The following is a 16,145-nucleotide window of genomic DNA, read 5'->3' on the forward strand; positions in this document are numbered from 1 at the left end:
GGGTCAGGCTCCGGATTCAGCCGTGTCACGCTTTGCCGGTGGCAGGTAGCTGGACAACAACTGCTCGATCACCCTCGGGTTCTGGCCGTTCTGGATGGCCACCAGGGCATCCGAGACCAGGGACTGCATCCGGGCTTCCTCCGTCAGACGGAGCTCCAGCTTGTCGGCGATGGGGTTCGCGATCATGGTGGCGATCATGGCGCCGTACAGCGTGGTCAGCAGGGCTACCGCCATGGCCGGACCGATGCTCTTGGGGTCTTCCATGTTCGACAGCATCTGCACCAGGCCGACAATGGTGCCGATCATGCCCATGGCTGGCGCCACATCCGCCAGGGCCCGGAAGACCTTGGCGCCAAACCGATTGCGGTCCATGGTGAGCACGCGTTCCTTGTTGAGCAGTTCCCTGATGGTATCGGCGGCCTGGCCGTCCACCAGGAGCTGGATGCCCTGCTGCAGGTACTCCGAACTGGCCTCGCGGCCTTCCAGGTTCAGTACGCCCTGCTTGCGGGCGACATTGGCGATATCCACCAGTTCCTCGATCAGGTCCTGGGTGTCCGGCAGCTTGAACGAGAAGGCCCGCCCGGCCGCCTTAAGGGCGCCGAAATATTGCCTGAAGCTGAACTTGGCCAGCACCACCGAGAGGCTTCCAAGTACCACGATCAGTACCGAGGGAGCGTTCATGAACACACCTGGAGAAGCGCCGAGAATGATTGCCATACCAATGATGACGGCGCCTCCGACGAGGCCTATCAAGGTTGCTAGATCCACAATGTACTACCCGATGAGAAATGTGTGCGAATTGTAATCAGGGGCGCCCGCCTTGAACAGATAAAAGGTCGGACGACGTGACAAGCTTAGAAAGATGGTCCTGGTATCGCAACGTTGACCCAGCCCATGACCAGATGCGCAAATTTGCCGGGTTCATCTGGTAGACTGGCGGCTTTCATTCTCACGCTGCGACATTTTGATGAACGATTCTGAACGTCGGGCCGTGGCTGCCCTTGCTTCCGTCTACTCCATGCGCATGCTGGGCCTGTTCATGGTGCTGCCGGTCTTCGCCCTGCTGGGGCCGGAACTGGTGGGTGCCACCCCCATGCTGGTGGGTATGGCCATCGGTGTCTACGGGCTCAGTCAGGCGTGCCTGCAGGTTCCTTTCGGGGCCATGTCGGATCGGTTCGGCCGCAAGCGCCTCATTTACCTAGGCCTGGTTATCTTTGCGCTTGGCAGCCTGGTGGCCGGGTCGTCCGATCATATCTTCGGGGTTATCCTCGGCCGCGCCCTGCAGGGGGCAGGGGCCATTGCCAGCGTGCTGATGGCGCTGGTCAGCGACCTTACCCGGGCGGAACAGCGCACCAAGGCGATGGCAAGCATCGGTGTGACCATCGGGCTGTCTTTCTCATTGTCACTCATCCTGGGGCCTTTGCTGAGTGAGTTCGCGGGCCTGGCGGGGCTCTTCTACCTCACGGCGGTGCTGGCCCTGGTGGCCATGGTGATCGTCTGGAAGCTGGTGCCGGATCCCCCGGCCATGGTGACTGAAGGCGAGCACCTGCCGGCCCGGGAAATGCTGGGGCAGGTGTTGCGGGACCAGCGGCTGCTGCGGTTGGATTTCGGTATCTTTGCCCTGCACCTGGCCCTGACGGCCCTGTTTATCCAGGTGCCGGTGATGCTGTCCGACGGGCTCGGGCTGGCGATGGACGACATGTGGTGGTTCTACCTGACCGTAATGGTAACCTCCTTCTTCGCCATGGTGCCGTTCATTATCCTGGGTGAAAAGAAACGCCAGATGAAAGCCGTTCTCTGTGGTGCGGTGGCGCTGCTGGCACTGGCCAGCATGGCCCTGTGGCAATGGGCCGTTACCCTGACGGCGGCGTGGTTCGGGCTGTTCTTCTTTTTTATGGCGTTCAACCTGCTGGAGGCCAGCCTGCCATCGCTGATCAGCAAGGAATCGCCGGCAGGCGCCAAGGGTAGCGCCATGGGCGTCTATTCCACGTCACAGTTCTTTGGTGCCTTCCTCGGGGGTGCCGCGGGTGGCGCCATGGCTGGCTGGGCCGGTGTCGACGGTGTATTCGGCCTGATGGTGCTGGTGCTGCTAGCATGGCTGGTGGTGGCTGGTACCATGTCGACCCCGCGCTACCGGGATCGGGACGGGGATGAATTCGTGGTAGAGTTGCAGGAATACGATGCTGGCGATGGAGCGTCAGAGATGAACAACGACAGAGCAGGGGTGAATCATGGCACGAGGTGTTAACAAGGTCATTCTGATCGGGAACCTGGGGCAGGACCCCGAAACCCGTTATACGCCAAACGGCAACGCGGTGGTCAATCTGAACCTGGCCACCGACGAGAGCTACAAGGACCGGCAGACCGGTCAACTGGTCCCCAAGACCGAATGGCACCGGATTGTCATGTTCGGCAAGATCGCGGAAATAGCCGGTCAGTACCTTCGCAAGGGCTCCAAGGTCTATATCGAAGGCAAGCTGCAGACCCGCAAATGGCAGGGTCAGGACGGCCAGGACCGCTATACCACGGAAGTGGTGGTGGACATTAATGGCCAGATGCAGATGCTGGACAGCCGGGGTGGTGACAACAGCGGAATGAACCAGGGTGCCCCTCAGGGGCGGCCGCAGTCACAACCGCAGCCGGCGGCCCAGGGTAACCCTCAGGGCAACTACGGGGCACCTGCGGGCAATCAGGGCGGCGGTTACAGCCAGCCCGGTGGCGGTCAGGGCAGCATGCCGGAACCGGTGGATGATTTTGATGACGATATTCCGTTCTGAAGATAACGGATATCGAGCCAAACAAATGGCGCGTTAATAAATGTGCGTATAAAGCCTCCATATATGGGGGCTTTTTTGTTACGGAAGTGCAAAAGCCTGTCAAATAATGCTGAATGTCATATTTCCATATGCGGTTCTTTAACTAGAATGTTAGCCATAAAAGACATATTCCAATTAGTGACCAAGCAGGGTATGCGTGTCTCTGGCTGATCGATTCAAGAAACTTTTCAGTTCCTCTTCCAGTCGTCCACGGCTCTCCCTGGAGATCCGGCCGGATGGTATTGCCTGGGCCGGCGGTTCGCAGTCCGGATTTGTCGAGTGTACGCCGGCAAAGCGGTTGGCAGCCCTGCGGGGGATTGTTTCGTCTGGTCGCCATGGGGGGGCGGAAACCACCATTATCCTGCCCCTGGACCAGTACCAGGTATTCCAGCTTGACCGTCCGGAAGGCATCGAGGATGAGGAGTTGGGTGATGCGCTGAAGTGGAAGCTCAAGGATTTCCTGGACTTCAGTCCATCGGACGCTGTCTGCGATGTCTTCCCCTTTCCGCGGGATGCGGCCCGTGGTCGCGGTGACCTGGTCAATGTGGTGGCGGTGCGCCGGACCCTGATCACGGACCTGGTTTCCCTGGCCCTGGAGGCCGATCTGGATCTGCAGCGGATCGATATCGCCGAGCTGGCCCTGCGTCGCCTGGTCAGCCGTCTGGACGACTCCGGTCGCGGGGCGGCACTGGTGCACCTGAGGGACCGGTATGGTCATATGGTGATCTGCCAGGGCGACACCCTCTATCTTTCCCGGCGCCTGGATGTGACCTCCGATGAACTGCGGGACGTATCCAGTCAGGAGGCTGCAGTCCAGTCCCTGGCACTGGAAATGCAGCGTTCGCTGGACTACTACGAAAGCCAACTGGGCCAGGTGCCGCCGCCGGTGATCAACCTGGTGGCCCGGGACAGCATGCTGCCCCTGACCTCCATGCTCGGTTCCTACCTGGCCGCCAGTGCGTGCAACCTGGACTGGGCGGCGCTGGGCCTGGAAGAGGAACTGGACAGCCGATGCCTGGTGGCCTGGAGTGCCGGTCTCAGTCTGCCGGAGGGAGACGCATGATCCAGCAGGTCAACCTGTACAAGCCGGATTTCCGCCCCCGCCGACAATGGATGACCGCCACCAATGTGGCCTTGCTGGCGGTGGTTCTGCTGGCGCTGGTATTGCTGGCGGGTGGCTGGTCCCACCAGCGGGCTAGCGGGCTGGCGCAGGCCCTGGAAGCGGAGCGATCCGGTAATGAACAGATACAGCAGGCCATTGAGCGCCTGACATCGGAAATCCAGGGCCGTCAACCGGACTCGCAACTGGAACGGGCGGTGGAGCGGGTGACCGACACCCTGTCCCGGCGTCAGCAGTTGCTGGAGCGGGTCGAGCGCCTGGCCGACAATCGCTCCGACGGGTTCGCCGCACCCATGGCCGCGCTTGCCCGGCAGGTGCCCCAGGAGCTCTGGCTCACCGGCCTGCAACTGCGCCAGAACCATGTCACGCTGGAAGGTCGGACCCGTGCCGGCACCCTGGTGCCAGTCTATCTGGAGCGTCTCGGGGAAGAGCCGGCCTTCACCGGACAGGTCTTTGGCCGGTTCGAACTGGCCCGTTCCGAAGACCACCCCTGGATTGAATTCCGGGTGTCCACCCCTCGCGACGAGGAGGGCTCCCGATGAGTGATGCCCGTAACCCCTGGCATCAGGTGTCCACCTGGTATGACGAGCGACCGGTGCGCGAGCGGGCGCTGATCCTGCTGACCGTCGCGGTGCTGATCCTGCTGGCTGGCTGGCAGTTCTGGATTGGCCCATCACTGGAACGGGCCGGGCGTCACCAGGCGCAACTGAACGATATTCGCTCCGAACGCCACCAGCTACTGGCCACCCAGGCGGAGCTGGAGCAGCAACTGGCCCGGGATCCATCGGCACTGTTGCGGCAGACGTTGCAGGCCCGGCAGCGTCGCCTGGAACAGATCGACCAGCAGATCACCGACACCACCGGGCAGCTTATCCCGCCCCGGGACATGGTCATCATGCTGCAGGACATGCTGTCCACCGAGAAGGGATTGTCTCTGGACGGTGTCGAGTTGCTGGCCCCGAAGCCGGTTGTTGCACAGGAGTCACCCGAGTCGGGGGGAGCTCAACCAGAGACACTGCTGTACGCCCATGAGGTCGATATCCTGGTGTCCGGTGGCTACCTTGAGACACTGAGGTACCTGGAACGGCTGGAGGCGATGGACGAGCGCCTGGGCTGGGTCATGGTGGAGTATGACGCGTCCGAGTGGCCCAGTGGCTCTGCCCGCATCCGGGTGCGGACCCTGAGTCTGGAACCTGCGTGGCTGGGGGTGTGATGTGGGACGTTTGCTGATTGTGATCGTACTGATGACTGCGCCTTTGGCCGCCATGGCGTTGCAGGATCCGACCCGGCCACCCGGACAACAGGTGCCTCCACCACCGGCGGCGGAACCGCGGCAGCTTGCACTGGCCTCGATACTATACGGGCCGGAGCGCAGGGTGGCGGTGATTAACGGTGTGCCAAGAAGAGAAGGTGAAACGTTCGATGGGGTTCGCGTGCGGCGTATCTATCCCGGTCGGGTGGAGCTGGTGGTGCAGGGCCAGGTGCGTGAAGTGCGCCTGGCGTCACCACCGGCAATCCGGACTTCCAAGTAACCGACAGCGAGTGGCTATGACACTGACAAGACACGGTACCCTGGCAATACTGGCGTTGACATTGACGGCCTGTGCCAGCAATCCGTTGATGCGAACCGGGCAGGCGACGTCCACGGAATCCGCCCGTGCCATCGACGAGACCCTGGAAGAGGCGGAACAGCAGGCCCGGGAAGAGGAAGAAAAAGCCCGTCAGGCCGAAACACCGGCCATGCCGGAAGACGTTGGTGCCGCGCTGTTGCCGCCGTTGGAGCAAGCGCAGGAGACGGAGCAGCGGTTTGACGTCAACGCCCGTGATGTGGAGGCCAGGAGCTTTTTCCAGGCGCTGGTGGAAGGCACTGGCTACAACGTGGTGGTGCACCCTGGGGTCAGTGCCTCCATCGACCTGCGGTTGACGGATGTGACCGTGCCTGAAGTCATGGACATCGCCGGGGACGTCTATGCCCTGTCGATCCAACGCAAGGGCCGCCTGTTCCAGGTGGATACGGATCGGGTACAGACCCGGCTGTTTCCCATCAACTACCTGAGCGTCAAACGCAGCGGTGGTTCCGAGACCCGGGTCAGTTCCGGTCAGGTCAGTAGTGCCCGCAGCAATGACGATTTTGACGGCGGCGGCAACCGGGCGGAACGCAACGCCGGCAGCTCCCGTAATCTGGTTGGTACCCGAATTTCCACGGAAACCGAATCGGATTTCTGGAGTGACCTGAAGGAGTCGCTGACCATGATTGTCGGCTCGGCCGATAACCATCAGGTGATCACCAATCCCGGCGCCGGCCTGGTGATGGTACGGGCCAATGGTGAGACCCTGCGTCAGGTCCGGGACTACCTGGAGCGCACCGAGCTGATCATGCAGCGCCAGGTGGTACTGGAGGCCAAGGTGCTTGAGGTGGCCCTCAATGAAGGTTACCAACAGGGTATCAACTGGTCTGACGTGCAGAGCTCCGCCGGTCGGCAGGATTATTTTACCGCCCAGTCACTGGGTGGCCAGAGCATTCGTCCGTCGGATATCGGTGGGCTGTTTTCAGCCACTATCCGGGCCGGCGATTTCAGCGGCCTGATCCAGTTACTGGGTGAACAGGGCAATGTGCAAACCCTGTCCAGCCCGCGCATCGCTACGGTGAACAACCAGAAGGCGGTGATCAAGGTGGGGACCGATGAGTTCTTCGTCACCGATATCGATTTCGACGAGAACGATTCCGTGACGGCCACTGACCGGGTCACTACCTCGGTGGAACTGACACCGTTCTTTTCGGGTATCTCCCTGGATGTGACGCCCCAGATTTCCGAAGACGATTCCGTCACCCTGCATGTGCACCCCTCGGTGAGTGAGGTCAATGACCAGAACAAGGTCATCACCATTGGCGACCAGGACGTGACGCTGCCCCTGGCGCTGAGCACCGTGCGCGAGACCGACAGTGTTATCCGCGCGGAAAGCGGCCAGATTGTGGTGATCGGCGGCCTGATCCAGAACATCAGCGAGGACGACAACGCCGCCGTGCCATTCTTCAGCGAGATTCCGTTTCTGGGTGAGGCCTTCCGCCAGCGTAACTTCCAGTCCCGCAAGAGTGAGCTGGTGATCCTGATCCGCCCGATCGTGGTCGGTGCCGACACCATGAGCGCCGATATCTCCGCCAGCCGCGAGCGAATGCAGGTTCTGCAGGAGCTGTTGCAGTCGTCCGAATCGCCGAAGCCCGAACCGGAGGGCGGGCCGCGCTGATATGTACGAAACCCACTTCGGACTGCAGGAAGCACCGTTCGCATTGACGCCCAACACCCGCTACTTCCTGCGGGCACCCAGCCATGGTGATGCGCTGGAGCTGCTGGTGGTGGCCCTGCGCCAGCGCGAGGGTTTCATCAAGATCACTGGTGAGGTGGGCACCGGCAAGACCCTATTGTGCCGGCTGTTGCTGAACGAGATTGAGGGTGAAGCCAGTACCGCCTATATCCCCAACCCGCACCTGGCGCCCGAGGCCCTTTACGAGGCCGTGGCCGAGGAGCTGGGTGCCCGGATCCAGCCCGGAGCCAACACCCACCAGGTGCTGAAGTCCCTGAATGAACGCCTGATTGCGCTGGCCGTTGATCAGACGCCGGCGGTGCTGGTCATCGACGAGGCTCAGGCCATGCCCGAAGCCACCATTGAGGCCTTGAGGCTGCTGACCAATCTGGAGACCGAGAGTACCCGTCTCCTGCAGGTGGTTCTGTTCGGCCAACCCGAACTGGACGTGTTGCTTAGCCGGGACAGCCTGAGGCAGCTCAAGCAGCGCATTACCTTCCACTACCGCCTGGAACCGCTGGACCGGGAGTCGGTGGCCCAGTATCTGCGCCATCGCCTTGCCCTGGCCGGTTACAACGGTGCCGAAGTGTTCCGCCCCGGCGCCCTGAAAGTGATCACCCGCGCCTCCGGCGGCATTCCCCGGCTGGTCAACGTGCTGGCCCACAAGGCCATGCTCGCCGCCTGGGGAAGGGGGGACCGGCAGGTGGAGCGCGGACACGTCCTCAGTGCCGTCAGGGATACCGAAAGCGCCCGTCAACCGGGCCTGCTGGCGAGGTGGATATGAGTCTGCTGAACGATGCCCTCAAAGCCGCCGAGCAGCGCCAGGCAAAGCCGGCGCCGTCCGCCTATATTGGCCAGGCGAACGGTACCCAGCCCCGTCGCTCCTGGGCCCGTAGTATCCTCGGTGGTATCGGTTTGACGGTAATCGTGGGCCTGGTTGGTTATGCCGGCTGGCAGTTTGCGACGGTCCCCAACATTCCTTCCGCCGGGGAAGCCAGGGGCGCGTCCCTGGATCAGGCTGTGCCGGCGGGAACGGCGTCCATATCACCGGTACAACCACCGTCGGAATCGGCCACGCCGGACGCGTCCGGTCAACCGGACCGGGCAACCGGTGGGACAGCGGTCATGGTTTCGGGTCTGGAGGAGGATATCGGTGCGCCGGTAGCGTGGGAGCCGAAGCCACTGGTTCCGGTCGCTGATCGGGAAGACCGGTCCACGGAATCCATGGAGGATTCCGCGGCGGAGCCAAAAACCGCCGGGAAGCAGGAACCGGATGTCGAGCCGGCGACGGAACAGGCACCAGCAAAAGAGGCGGTTGCCCGAACCCCCGAAGTCACCGCCAGCGGGCCACGGGAGCCTGTGGTCAGCCAGGCAGCGAATGAGATGAGCTCAGAACCGGTAACGGCAAGCGCGGACATCAAGCAGACCCGGCAGACACCGGCACAGCGGGACCTGTCCGCCAGCAAGGAGATCAGGGCCCTGGTGGCCGGAGGGGACCTGAATGCCGCCGAATCCATCCTTGCCAATATCACCGACACGCAGGTCGCGCCCCAAAGCCGCTATGCGTTTGCCCGGAGTGTGCTGGCCCGTGGCGATACCCAGCGGGCGCTGTCCTGGGTGCCGGAAGACCTGGCGGCCCGGAATCCTACCCTCAGGCTGATCCGGGCCCGGGCGATACTGGCCGATGGCGACCTGGACCAGGCCGTGACGACCCTGCAATCCGGCGTGCCGTCGGTAGCGGACAATGTGGAATACCGGGTAACCCTGGCCACCCTGTTGCAGCAGCAGGGCCAAAGCAACCAGGCCGCCAATCACTGGGCGGAGCTGATCGCCTGGGATAACAGCCGGGCCCCCTGGTGGGTGGGCCTGGCTATTGCGCTGGAGGGGCGCGGTGACGTCCCCGCCGCCCGCCGTGCGTACCGACAGGCTGTCGCCCTGCCGGGGTTGGCGCCATCGCTGGCGGATTACGTGCGTCAGCGTCTTCAGACATTGGGAGCCGGATAGCATGGCCGAGCCGAGACGCAAGATCCGGATTGGTGACCTGCTGGTCCAGAACGAGGTCATCACCGACCAGCAACTCCAGACCGCCCTGAAGGAACAGAAGAGCACCGGGCGCAAGCTGGGGCGTACGCTGATCGACCTGGGCTACGTGGACGAGGACAGCCTGCTCAATATCCTGTCCCGCCAGTTGGAGGTGCCTTTCGTCCAACTGCGTAACTACCAGTTCGACCAGAGCCTGGTAAAAAGACTGCCGGAAGCCCAGGCGCGGCGGTTCCGCTCCATTGTGCTGGCGGAGCAGGGGGGTGAGCTGCTGGTGGGCATGGCCGATCCGCTGGATATCTTTGCCTACGACGAGCTGGTGCGGGTGCTGCGCCAGCCGGTCAAGCAGGCGGTGGTGCGGGAGAGCGAACTGCTTAACACCCTGGACCTGGTCTATCGGCGCACCGAGGAAATCGCCTCCCTGGCTGAGGAACTGGAAGACGAGCTGGGTGACGACGCTTTCGACCTGGCGGACCTGTCGGCGGAATCCGAGAGCGAGGAAGCCCCGGTCGTCAAGCTGCTCAAGACCCTGTTTGAGGACGCCGTGCAGGCCCGCAGTTCCGATATCCATATCGAGCCTGACGAAACCGTGGTCCGCATCCGCCAGCGGGTGGACGGTGTCCTGCAGGAACAGGTGATGAAGGAGAAGCGGGTCAATGCCGCCCTCGTCCTGCGCCTCAAGCTGATGGCCGGCCTCAACATCTCCGAGAAGCGGCTGCCCCAGGATGGCCGCTTCAACGTTCGGGTGAAGGGGCGGAGTATCGATGTGCGGGTGTCCACCATGCCGGTGCAGTACGGCGAGTCGGTGGTCATGCGTCTGCTGGACCAGAGCAGTGGCATCCTGGACCTGAACGCCACCGGTATGCCGGAACACCTCCTGACCAACTTTCGCCGCATGATCCACAAGCCCCATGGCATGATCCTGGTGACAGGCCCCACCGGTAGCGGTAAGACCACCACGCTGTATGGCGCATTGACTGAACTGAACCGCCCGGAAGTAAAGATCATCACCGCCGAGGATCCGGTGGAGTACCGTCTGCCCAGGATTACCCAGGTACAGGTGAACCCCCGTATTGGCCTTGAGTTTGCCAATGTGTTGCGCTCCGCCCTGCGCCAGGACCCGGACGTGATCCTTGTGGGCGAGATGCGGGACCACGAGACCGTGGAAATCGGTCTGCGGGCGGCCATGACCGGTCACCTGGTCCTGTCCACCCTGCACACCAACGACTCCATCTCCAGTGCCATGCGCCTGATCGACATGGGGGCCAAGCCGTTCCTGGTTGCCAGCTCGCTGCTTGGGGTGGTGGCCCAGCGACTGGTGCGCAAGGTCTGTGACAACTGCCGCGAACCCTACCAACCCACGGACCAGGAGCGGGTCTGGCTGGATACGTTCGACCTGGACCCGCTGGACCTGGAGGCGGGTTTTGTCCATGGCCGTGGCTGCTACCAGTGCAGTAACACCGGCTACAAGGGCCGTATCGGTGTCTACGAGATGCTGGAGATGAACGAAGCCATGCTGGATGCCCTGCGCCGACAGGACGTATCCGGGTTTACCCGGGCCGCCAGGGCAAGCCGGTTGTACCGCCCGCTGGGGCTGTGTGCCATGGACTACGCACTGCGCGGTATCACCAGCCTGGCCGAGGTGGCCCGGGTGGCGGCCACCTCCGAAGCCGACGTCTCTCTGGAGGATAGTGATGTCATCGTGGCTGAAAAGGCGGTACAGGATGCCGTCGATAAGACGGAGGGGCAGTGATGCTGTTTCGTTACCGGGGCAAGGACAGTTCCGGCTCTGTGCAGCAGGGCAGCCTGACGGCACCAACCCCGGATGCCGCCGCTGGCGAGCTGATGCGCCGTGGTATTACGCCCCTGGCCATTGAAGAACAGCAGGAGAGCACCTCCCTGTCGGAGCATCTGGAGCGGATCCCCCTGTTCCGCCGCCGCATCACCCTGGACGAGTTGATAGTGTTCTGCCGCCAGATGCATGCCCTGACCCGTGCCGGCATTCCCCTGATCCGTACCATGCGCGGACTGGCGGAAACCACCCGTTCGCCGGTGCTGTCGGAGACCCTGGATGACGTCACTGATCGGCTGGAAGGCGGCGCCAACATGGCCACGGCCATGCAGGCCCACCCGTCGGTCTTTTCCGACCTGTTCATCGCCATGATCCATGTGGGTGAGAACACCGGGATGCTGGACGATGCCTTCAAGCGGCTGTCCAACATCCTCGAACTGGAGCGGGACACCAGACGCCGGCTCAAGCAGGCCATGCGTTACCCGATGTTTGTTGTGGTGGCGCTGTTGGCCGCCCTGATGGTGGTGAACTTCCTGGTGATTCCCAAATTCGCAGCCGTGTTCAACAAGCTGGGGGCGGACCTGCCGTTCCTGACCCAGGTGCTTGTGGGCACCTCCAATTTCCTGATCGGCTACTGGTATGTCCTGCTGTTTGTCGTCGCTGTCATCGGGCTGCTGGTAAGGCAATGGAAGCAGACCGAACAGGGCCGGCTGACCTGGGACCGGTACAAACTCAAGCTTCCCATTATCGGGCCGCTGTTGGAACTGATCACCCTGAGCCGCTTTTCCAGGAACTTCGCCACCATGCTGGCAGCGGGTATGCCCGTTACCCATGCCCTGACGGTGGTGTCGGACGCCACCGACAATGCCTGGATCGCTACCCATATCCGGGACATGAGACAGGGCATTGAACGGGGGGAGAGTCTGCTTCGTACCGCCCGTAACAGTGGCATGTTCACCCCGCTGATCCTGCAGATGATTGCCGTGGGGGAGGAGACCGGTGCCGTGGACGAGATGCTGAACAACGTGGCGGATTTCTACGATGAGGATGTGGATTTCGGACTCAAGCGTCTGGCGGAATCCATCGAGCCCATATTGATTGTCGCCATGGGGGTGCTGGTCCTGATCCTGGCCCTGGGGGTGTTCCTGCCCATCTGGGACCTGGGGGCGGCCGCCATGGGGCGGGGGTAGCCACAGTTGGGTGCCGAGGGCCGGGTCATGGCCGACAATCGCCGCCGCTTCCGGTGGCTGGTGGCACTAACGGTGCTGGGCGTGGCGGTCTGGTTCTTGCTCGACGCCCTGGAAGAAACCACGGCAAGGGCAGAGCGGCAATCGGTCAGGCTGATGCTGAACCAGATGCGTAGCGCCCTGGTGGTCAGGGGGGCAGAGGCCGCGCTGGTCAGGGACGAGACCCTGGCATCGCTGGAGGGGCTGAATCCGCTGTCCCTGTTGCAGCAGGACAAGGACGAGCCGTGGCCCCAGCAACGCTGTACGGCATTGGCGCCGGATGACAGGGGGTGGTGCTTCGACACTGAACGTCGCTGGCTCGTCTACCAGCCGGCACAGTCACTGGTGGTGGAGGGGCGTCGCAGGGAGCCAGGGGGGCGATTTATCTGGCAGGTCCGGCTGGATTACGCCGGAACTGCAAAAAACGGTAAAAACACGGGAAAACGGGTCATTGGTCTCAAGCTGGTAGAGATTGACAGCGATCAGGTAAGCGAAACTGACTAGAACGCACTAAAGTGCATGCATGAGACAATTAATGAAATGTCGCAACAAAGAGGGCCGACAGATGAGCTTTAAAAAACAGGAGTGGGGTTTCACCCTTATAGAGCTGGTGGTGGTTATCGCCATTCTGGCGATCCTGGCGGCATTTGCCTTGCCGAGATTTACATCGCTTTCTGAGCAGGCCCATGCATCCAGTATTCAGGGGACGGCGGGTGCCCTGAGTGCGGGGGTTGCCTTGGTCAAAGCTCAGTGGGTCGCCAATGGAACAACGACTGCCACTACGGATGTGGTTGGCTTCGGTGATGACGATGTCGACGTCAGTGATGACGGTTGGCCCATCAGTGCGGGATCTGACGCCAACAGCACAACGATGACCAACGACCGGTGTGTGGAAGTGTGGAATGCGCTTTTACAATCGAATGCGCCGACAGTAAGCACGGGTACGGATACCGATTATTCAGCGTCAGCGGGAACCACCATTTGTACCTACACGTACCAGCTTGACGGCGAGGGCAGCACCATTACTTACAACGCCGACAACGGCGAAATCGTCACAACGATTAGTCCATAACCAAAAACTGAAAACTTGGATCAGTCACTGAAAAACCGGAGTAATACCATGACAGCTATTAATGCAATCGCCTCTAAGAAAGAAAAAGGCTTCACCCTGATCGAACTGGTCATGGTGATTGTGATTCTGGGCATCCTCGCGGCCTTTGCTTTGCCGCGGTTTGCGGACTTTGGCGGCGACGCCCGCGAGGCCTCGATTCAGGGTCTGGCTGGTGCAATGAAATCTGCATCCTCCATAGCCCATGCCCGTCAGGTGGCTGATGGGGCCGGACTTGGTGAGAGCGTTAACCTGGATGGTCAGACAGTCGAAATGGTGAACGGTTACCCGACCGCTAACACGAACGGAATCATTGCCGCTGCGGATATTGATACAACAAATGACTATGCAGTAACAGGTAACGCTGATGCCGGAGGTACGACCGCAACCTTCACCATCGTTGGCTACACCGGGGGTACCTGCCAAGTGACCTATACGGCTGCCGATGCGGATACAGAGAACACGGCACCGATTACGGCCGCTCCGGTAGTCACTGCTGATGTGTCCGGGTGTTGAGAAGCAACCTGAGTCATAGTTAGGAATCTCCGGTAGGTTGAATCTGGATGGACGCTTGATAATGAGGCTTATTGAGGGATCCGTATGAAATGGGTTCTCCCCTCAAGCTCAACAGGATTTACTCTCGTTGAGTTAGTCATGGTTATCGTCCTGATCGGCGCGTTATCGGCGCTTGGCATCGGCCTATTCGCCCGAAGCTCCTCGTTCTCCCCCATGCTGGCCACCCAGCAACTGGAATCCGCCACGCTGCTTGCCCAGCAGGCAGCGCTGGCGGGAAACTCCGATCAGGACAGTCTGTCCGTGACCAATGTGGCGGGGGAGTTCCGGTTCACGGTGGGCACGAGGGACCCCTTCACCATCGAAGATGGCGGCACCACCCTGAACGTTGTTGGTGCTACTTTTCCCATCACCTTCGATCACTTCGGGCGTCCTGTGACGGGTGGTAATACCGTCCGCTTCACCTTTTCCGGTGAGTCCACCTATAGCATTTGCCTGAGCCCCCTGGGAGCGGTCTACCGGTGCTAGTGCGACCGTTACCCCAGAAAGGCACCACCCTGGTGGAACTGGTAATGACCATCGTCATTATCAGCATCGCCATTGCCGGCGTGGTGGGGGCCTTCTCTCTGATTGCCGGGCGCAGTGCCGACCCACTCAACCAGACCCGGGCGGTAGCCCTGGCCCAGCGGTATATGGACGAGATCCTGGCCCGACCCTTTGACGAGGATGCTCCGGCGGGCGAATCCTATGCCGGGGGGTGTCGCAAGACGGTTGTTGCCGGTCGTGATCGGGACAGCTACGAAGACGTGGATGACTACGATGCCATCAACGGTGAAACTCCGTCGGCGTACTGGGCCGGGCCGGCAAACGCCGAGCCGGGCTATGACCAGTTCTCGGTCTCGGTGGACGTGGATTGTGTGGCTGACCCGCCGTCCGAACTGAACTCGGATGTGGACGCCAAGCGTATTCGGATCACTATCACTGATCCTTCGGGCAACGACTATATCTTCGCTGCTTACAGGGTGAATTTCTGATGCGGCGTACCGACGGATTCACGCTGGTGGAACTGGTGATGGTCATTGTGCTGCTCGGTATTGTAGCGACCATCTCCGTGCAGTTCGTGGCCTTGTCCACCCGCGGGGCGATTGATACCGGCGACCGTCAGCAACGGTCGCTGAAGGCCGTGGTGGTGGGTGAGCAGATTACCCGCATGCTGCGTGAGGCTTTCCCCCTCTCCGTTCGGGTGACGGGGCCCACCAGTAACTGCCTGGAGTGGCTGCCAATTGCCGGCGCGACAACCTACACCAGCCTTCCGTCCGCGGGCGATACCACCATTGAGGCGATCCCGTTCAGTCGGGTGCCCGGAGGGGCGGGGCTGCGCGCCGTGGTATATGGCTACGGAGGAGCAGCCAATCGCTTCTACAACGCTCCGGTGGTGAACCCGGGGCCCATTTCACCGACCATTGCCAATCTTGACAACACTACCGTGCCCGCCTTGGTCACGCTGTCGTCGGCCCATCGTTTTGACAGTACTTCACCGACACGACGGCTGTTTGTGGTATCCCGTCCCAAGGCCCTGTGTTCCGAGACTGGCGTTCTGGTCCTTTACCAGAACTATGATGTCGGTGATCCGTATACCGATGGTCGCCGGGATATCCTGGCGGCAAACCTGGTCGGTAACGCGCAGTTCACCTTCGTGCCTGCCACCCTGAGACGGGCGGCGGTAGTCCACTTTTCCTTTGAACTGGGCACCCCCGGCAGCACGGAAACCCTTGATGTCAGTCAGGAGGTGCAGATCCGCAATGTACCCTGACCGAAGGTCCACTCACCAGCGTGGAGCCGGGTTGCCGGTGGCGCTGTTTATCATCACCGTACTGGCGTTTCTGGTGCTGGGCATGGCCCAGTTGCAGCAGTCGTCCGGGGAGGCAATCAGCCTGCAAATCCAGTCCCAGCGGGCGTTTTTTGCGGCAGAAAGCGGCGCCCAGGTGGCTGTGGGGCAGGTGCTGGCGACCAATAACGACTATTGCTCCAATGTTCCGGCTACGGTGTCTTTTACCGAATCCGGGCTGTCGGGATGCTCCGCCACTATTCGATGTAGTGACCCTGACTACGACATTGAGGGGAACAATTACGTGGCGGTACGTATCACCAGCGATGGCCAGTGCGGTGCAGGGGCCCCGGATGAGGCCAATCGTACCGTCGAAGTCATGGTCCGGGAGGAATAGGC

The 16,145-nt window shown here is 61.6% G+C and carries 19 protein-coding genes; 18 read left to right on the plus strand and 1 reads right to left on the minus strand.

The genetic code is table 11. From position 1 onward, the window contains the following. Window positions 1-3: 3 nt before the first annotated feature. Window positions 4-768, minus strand: a complete 765-nt coding sequence (gene pomA / locus ACJO2E_RS10565) for a flagellar motor protein PomA (RefSeq protein WP_406963832.1) — start codon at window positions 766-768, stop codon at window positions 4-6. 199 nt (window positions 769-967) lie between these two features. Between pomA and ACJO2E_RS10570 the strand changes: the two genes are divergently transcribed. The 18 genes from ACJO2E_RS10570 (at window position 968) to ACJO2E_RS10655 (ending at window position 16,143) form a co-directional block, all read left to right on the plus strand. After that, entirely contained in the window at window positions 968-2,248 is a 1,281-nt protein-coding gene (locus ACJO2E_RS10570) for an MFS transporter (RefSeq protein ID WP_406963833.1), read from the plus strand. Then, window positions 2,232-2,777, plus strand: coding sequence for a single-stranded DNA-binding protein (gene ssb, locus ACJO2E_RS10575; RefSeq protein WP_406963834.1), 546 nt, complete (start codon window positions 2,232-2,234; stop codon window positions 2,775-2,777). The genes ACJO2E_RS10570 and ssb overlap by 17 nt, the downstream gene beginning before the upstream one ends. Window positions 2,778-2,973: 196 nt before the next feature. After that, window positions 2,974-3,879, plus strand: a complete 906-nt coding sequence (locus tag ACJO2E_RS10580; protein WP_406963835.1) for a biogenesis protein MshI — start codon at window positions 2,974-2,976, stop codon at window positions 3,877-3,879. Continuing rightward, window positions 3,876-4,478, plus strand: coding sequence for a PilN domain-containing protein (locus ACJO2E_RS10585; RefSeq protein WP_406963836.1), 603 nt, complete (start codon window positions 3,876-3,878; stop codon window positions 4,476-4,478). The genes ACJO2E_RS10580 and ACJO2E_RS10585 overlap by 4 nt, the downstream gene beginning before the upstream one ends. Further along, complete coding sequence (locus ACJO2E_RS10590; RefSeq protein ID WP_406963837.1) at window positions 4,475-5,149, plus strand: type II secretion system protein GspM; 675 nt, start codon at window positions 4,475-4,477, stop codon at window positions 5,147-5,149. The genes ACJO2E_RS10585 and ACJO2E_RS10590 overlap by 4 nt, the downstream gene beginning before the upstream one ends. 31 nt (window positions 5,150-5,180) lie before the next feature. Further along, on the plus strand, window positions 5,181-5,468 hold the full coding sequence (locus ACJO2E_RS10595; protein WP_406963838.1) for a hypothetical protein: 288 nt from the start codon (window positions 5,181-5,183) through the stop codon (window positions 5,466-5,468). A gap of 16 nt (window positions 5,469-5,484) precedes the next feature. Continuing rightward, entirely contained in the window at window positions 5,485-7,182 is a 1,698-nt protein-coding gene (gene mshL, locus ACJO2E_RS10600; RefSeq protein WP_406963839.1) for a pilus (MSHA type) biogenesis protein MshL, read from the plus strand. 1 nt (window position 7,183) lies between these two features. Further along, entirely contained in the window at window positions 7,184-8,023 is an 840-nt protein-coding gene (locus ACJO2E_RS10605; RefSeq protein WP_406963840.1) for an ExeA family protein, read from the plus strand. After that, on the plus strand, window positions 8,020-9,243 hold the full coding sequence (locus ACJO2E_RS10610) for a hypothetical protein (RefSeq protein WP_406963841.1): 1,224 nt from the start codon (window positions 8,020-8,022) through the stop codon (window positions 9,241-9,243). Before ACJO2E_RS10605 ends, ACJO2E_RS10610 begins: the two co-directional genes overlap by 4 nt. A 1-nt stretch (window position 9,244) precedes the next feature. Further along, window positions 9,245-11,032, plus strand: coding sequence for a GspE/PulE family protein (locus tag ACJO2E_RS10615; protein ID WP_406963842.1), 1,788 nt, complete (start codon window positions 9,245-9,247; stop codon window positions 11,030-11,032). Continuing rightward, window positions 11,032-12,261: a type II secretion system F family protein gene (locus ACJO2E_RS10620; RefSeq protein ID WP_406963843.1), complete on the plus strand. Its 1,230-nt coding sequence runs from the start codon at window positions 11,032-11,034 to the stop codon at window positions 12,259-12,261. The genes ACJO2E_RS10615 and ACJO2E_RS10620 overlap by 1 nt, the downstream gene beginning before the upstream one ends. Window positions 12,262-12,288: 27 nt before the next feature. Next, window positions 12,289-12,801, plus strand: coding sequence for a hypothetical protein (locus tag ACJO2E_RS10625; RefSeq protein ID WP_406963844.1), 513 nt, complete (start codon window positions 12,289-12,291; stop codon window positions 12,799-12,801). Between the two features lie 61 nt (window positions 12,802-12,862). Then, on the plus strand, window positions 12,863-13,369 hold the full coding sequence (locus tag ACJO2E_RS10630) for a prepilin-type N-terminal cleavage/methylation domain-containing protein (protein ID WP_406963845.1): 507 nt from the start codon (window positions 12,863-12,865) through the stop codon (window positions 13,367-13,369). Between the two features lie 48 nt (window positions 13,370-13,417). Then, window positions 13,418-13,921: a prepilin-type N-terminal cleavage/methylation domain-containing protein gene (locus ACJO2E_RS10635; RefSeq protein WP_406963846.1), complete on the plus strand. Its 504-nt coding sequence runs from the start codon at window positions 13,418-13,420 to the stop codon at window positions 13,919-13,921. A gap of 84 nt (window positions 13,922-14,005) precedes the next feature. After that, entirely contained in the window at window positions 14,006-14,446 is a 441-nt protein-coding gene (locus ACJO2E_RS10640; RefSeq protein WP_406963847.1) for a pilus assembly FimT family protein, read from the plus strand. Continuing rightward, window positions 14,440-14,952 (plus strand): type IV pilus modification PilV family protein, encoded by a 513-nt coding sequence (locus tag ACJO2E_RS10645; protein WP_406963848.1) that lies wholly within the window; start codon window positions 14,440-14,442, stop codon window positions 14,950-14,952. Before ACJO2E_RS10640 ends, ACJO2E_RS10645 begins: the two co-directional genes overlap by 7 nt. Then, window positions 14,952-15,731 carry a type II secretion system protein gene (locus ACJO2E_RS10650; RefSeq protein WP_406963849.1) on the plus strand — a complete coding sequence of 260 codons (780 nt, stop codon included), beginning with the start codon at window positions 14,952-14,954 and terminating at the stop codon, window positions 15,729-15,731. Before ACJO2E_RS10645 ends, ACJO2E_RS10650 begins: the two co-directional genes overlap by 1 nt. Continuing rightward, window positions 15,721-16,143: a hypothetical protein gene (locus ACJO2E_RS10655; protein ID WP_406963850.1), complete on the plus strand. Its 423-nt coding sequence runs from the start codon at window positions 15,721-15,723 to the stop codon at window positions 16,141-16,143. Before ACJO2E_RS10650 ends, ACJO2E_RS10655 begins: the two co-directional genes overlap by 11 nt. Window positions 16,144-16,145 lie beyond the last annotated feature (2 nt).

The organism is Marinobacter shunpengi, from assembly GCF_045449695.1.
GTDB lineage: Bacteria > Pseudomonadota > Gammaproteobacteria > Pseudomonadales > Oleiphilaceae > Marinobacter.

Bases quoted from the DNA above. Each gene is read 5' to 3' on its own strand.
- ACJO2E_RS10570 (WP_406963833.1), top strand. From the start codon at position 968: ATGAACGATTCTGAACGTCGGGCCGTGGCTGCCCTTGCTTCCGTCTAC.
- ssb (WP_406963834.1), top strand. From the start codon at position 2,232: ATGGCACGAGGTGTTAACAAGGTCATTCTGATCGGGAACCTGGGGCAG.
- ACJO2E_RS10585 (WP_406963836.1), top strand. From the start codon at position 3,876: ATGATCCAGCAGGTCAACCTGTACAAGCCGGATTTCCGCCCCCGCCGA.
- ACJO2E_RS10590 (WP_406963837.1), top strand. From the start codon at position 4,475: ATGAGTGATGCCCGTAACCCCTGGCATCAGGTGTCCACCTGGTATGAC.
- ACJO2E_RS10595 (WP_406963838.1), top strand. From the start codon at position 5,181: ATGACTGCGCCTTTGGCCGCCATGGCGTTGCAGGATCCGACCCGGCCA.
- mshL (WP_406963839.1), top strand. From the start codon at position 5,485: ATGACACTGACAAGACACGGTACCCTGGCAATACTGGCGTTGACATTG.
- ACJO2E_RS10605 (WP_406963840.1), top strand. From the start codon at position 7,184: ATGTACGAAACCCACTTCGGACTGCAGGAAGCACCGTTCGCATTGACG.
- ACJO2E_RS10610 (WP_406963841.1), top strand. From the start codon at position 8,020: ATGAGTCTGCTGAACGATGCCCTCAAAGCCGCCGAGCAGCGCCAGGCA.
- ACJO2E_RS10615 (WP_406963842.1), top strand. From the start codon at position 9,245: ATGGCCGAGCCGAGACGCAAGATCCGGATTGGTGACCTGCTGGTCCAG.
- ACJO2E_RS10620 (WP_406963843.1), top strand. From the start codon at position 11,032: ATGCTGTTTCGTTACCGGGGCAAGGACAGTTCCGGCTCTGTGCAGCAG.
- ACJO2E_RS10625 (WP_406963844.1), top strand. From the start codon at position 12,289: ATGGCCGACAATCGCCGCCGCTTCCGGTGGCTGGTGGCACTAACGGTG.
- ACJO2E_RS10630 (WP_406963845.1), top strand. From the start codon at position 12,863: ATGAGCTTTAAAAAACAGGAGTGGGGTTTCACCCTTATAGAGCTGGTG.
- ACJO2E_RS10635 (WP_406963846.1), top strand. From the start codon at position 13,418: ATGACAGCTATTAATGCAATCGCCTCTAAGAAAGAAAAAGGCTTCACC.
- ACJO2E_RS10640 (WP_406963847.1), top strand. From the start codon at position 14,006: ATGAAATGGGTTCTCCCCTCAAGCTCAACAGGATTTACTCTCGTTGAG.
- ACJO2E_RS10650 (WP_406963849.1), top strand. From the start codon at position 14,952: ATGCGGCGTACCGACGGATTCACGCTGGTGGAACTGGTGATGGTCATT.
- ACJO2E_RS10655 (WP_406963850.1), top strand. From the start codon at position 15,721: ATGTACCCTGACCGAAGGTCCACTCACCAGCGTGGAGCCGGGTTGCCG.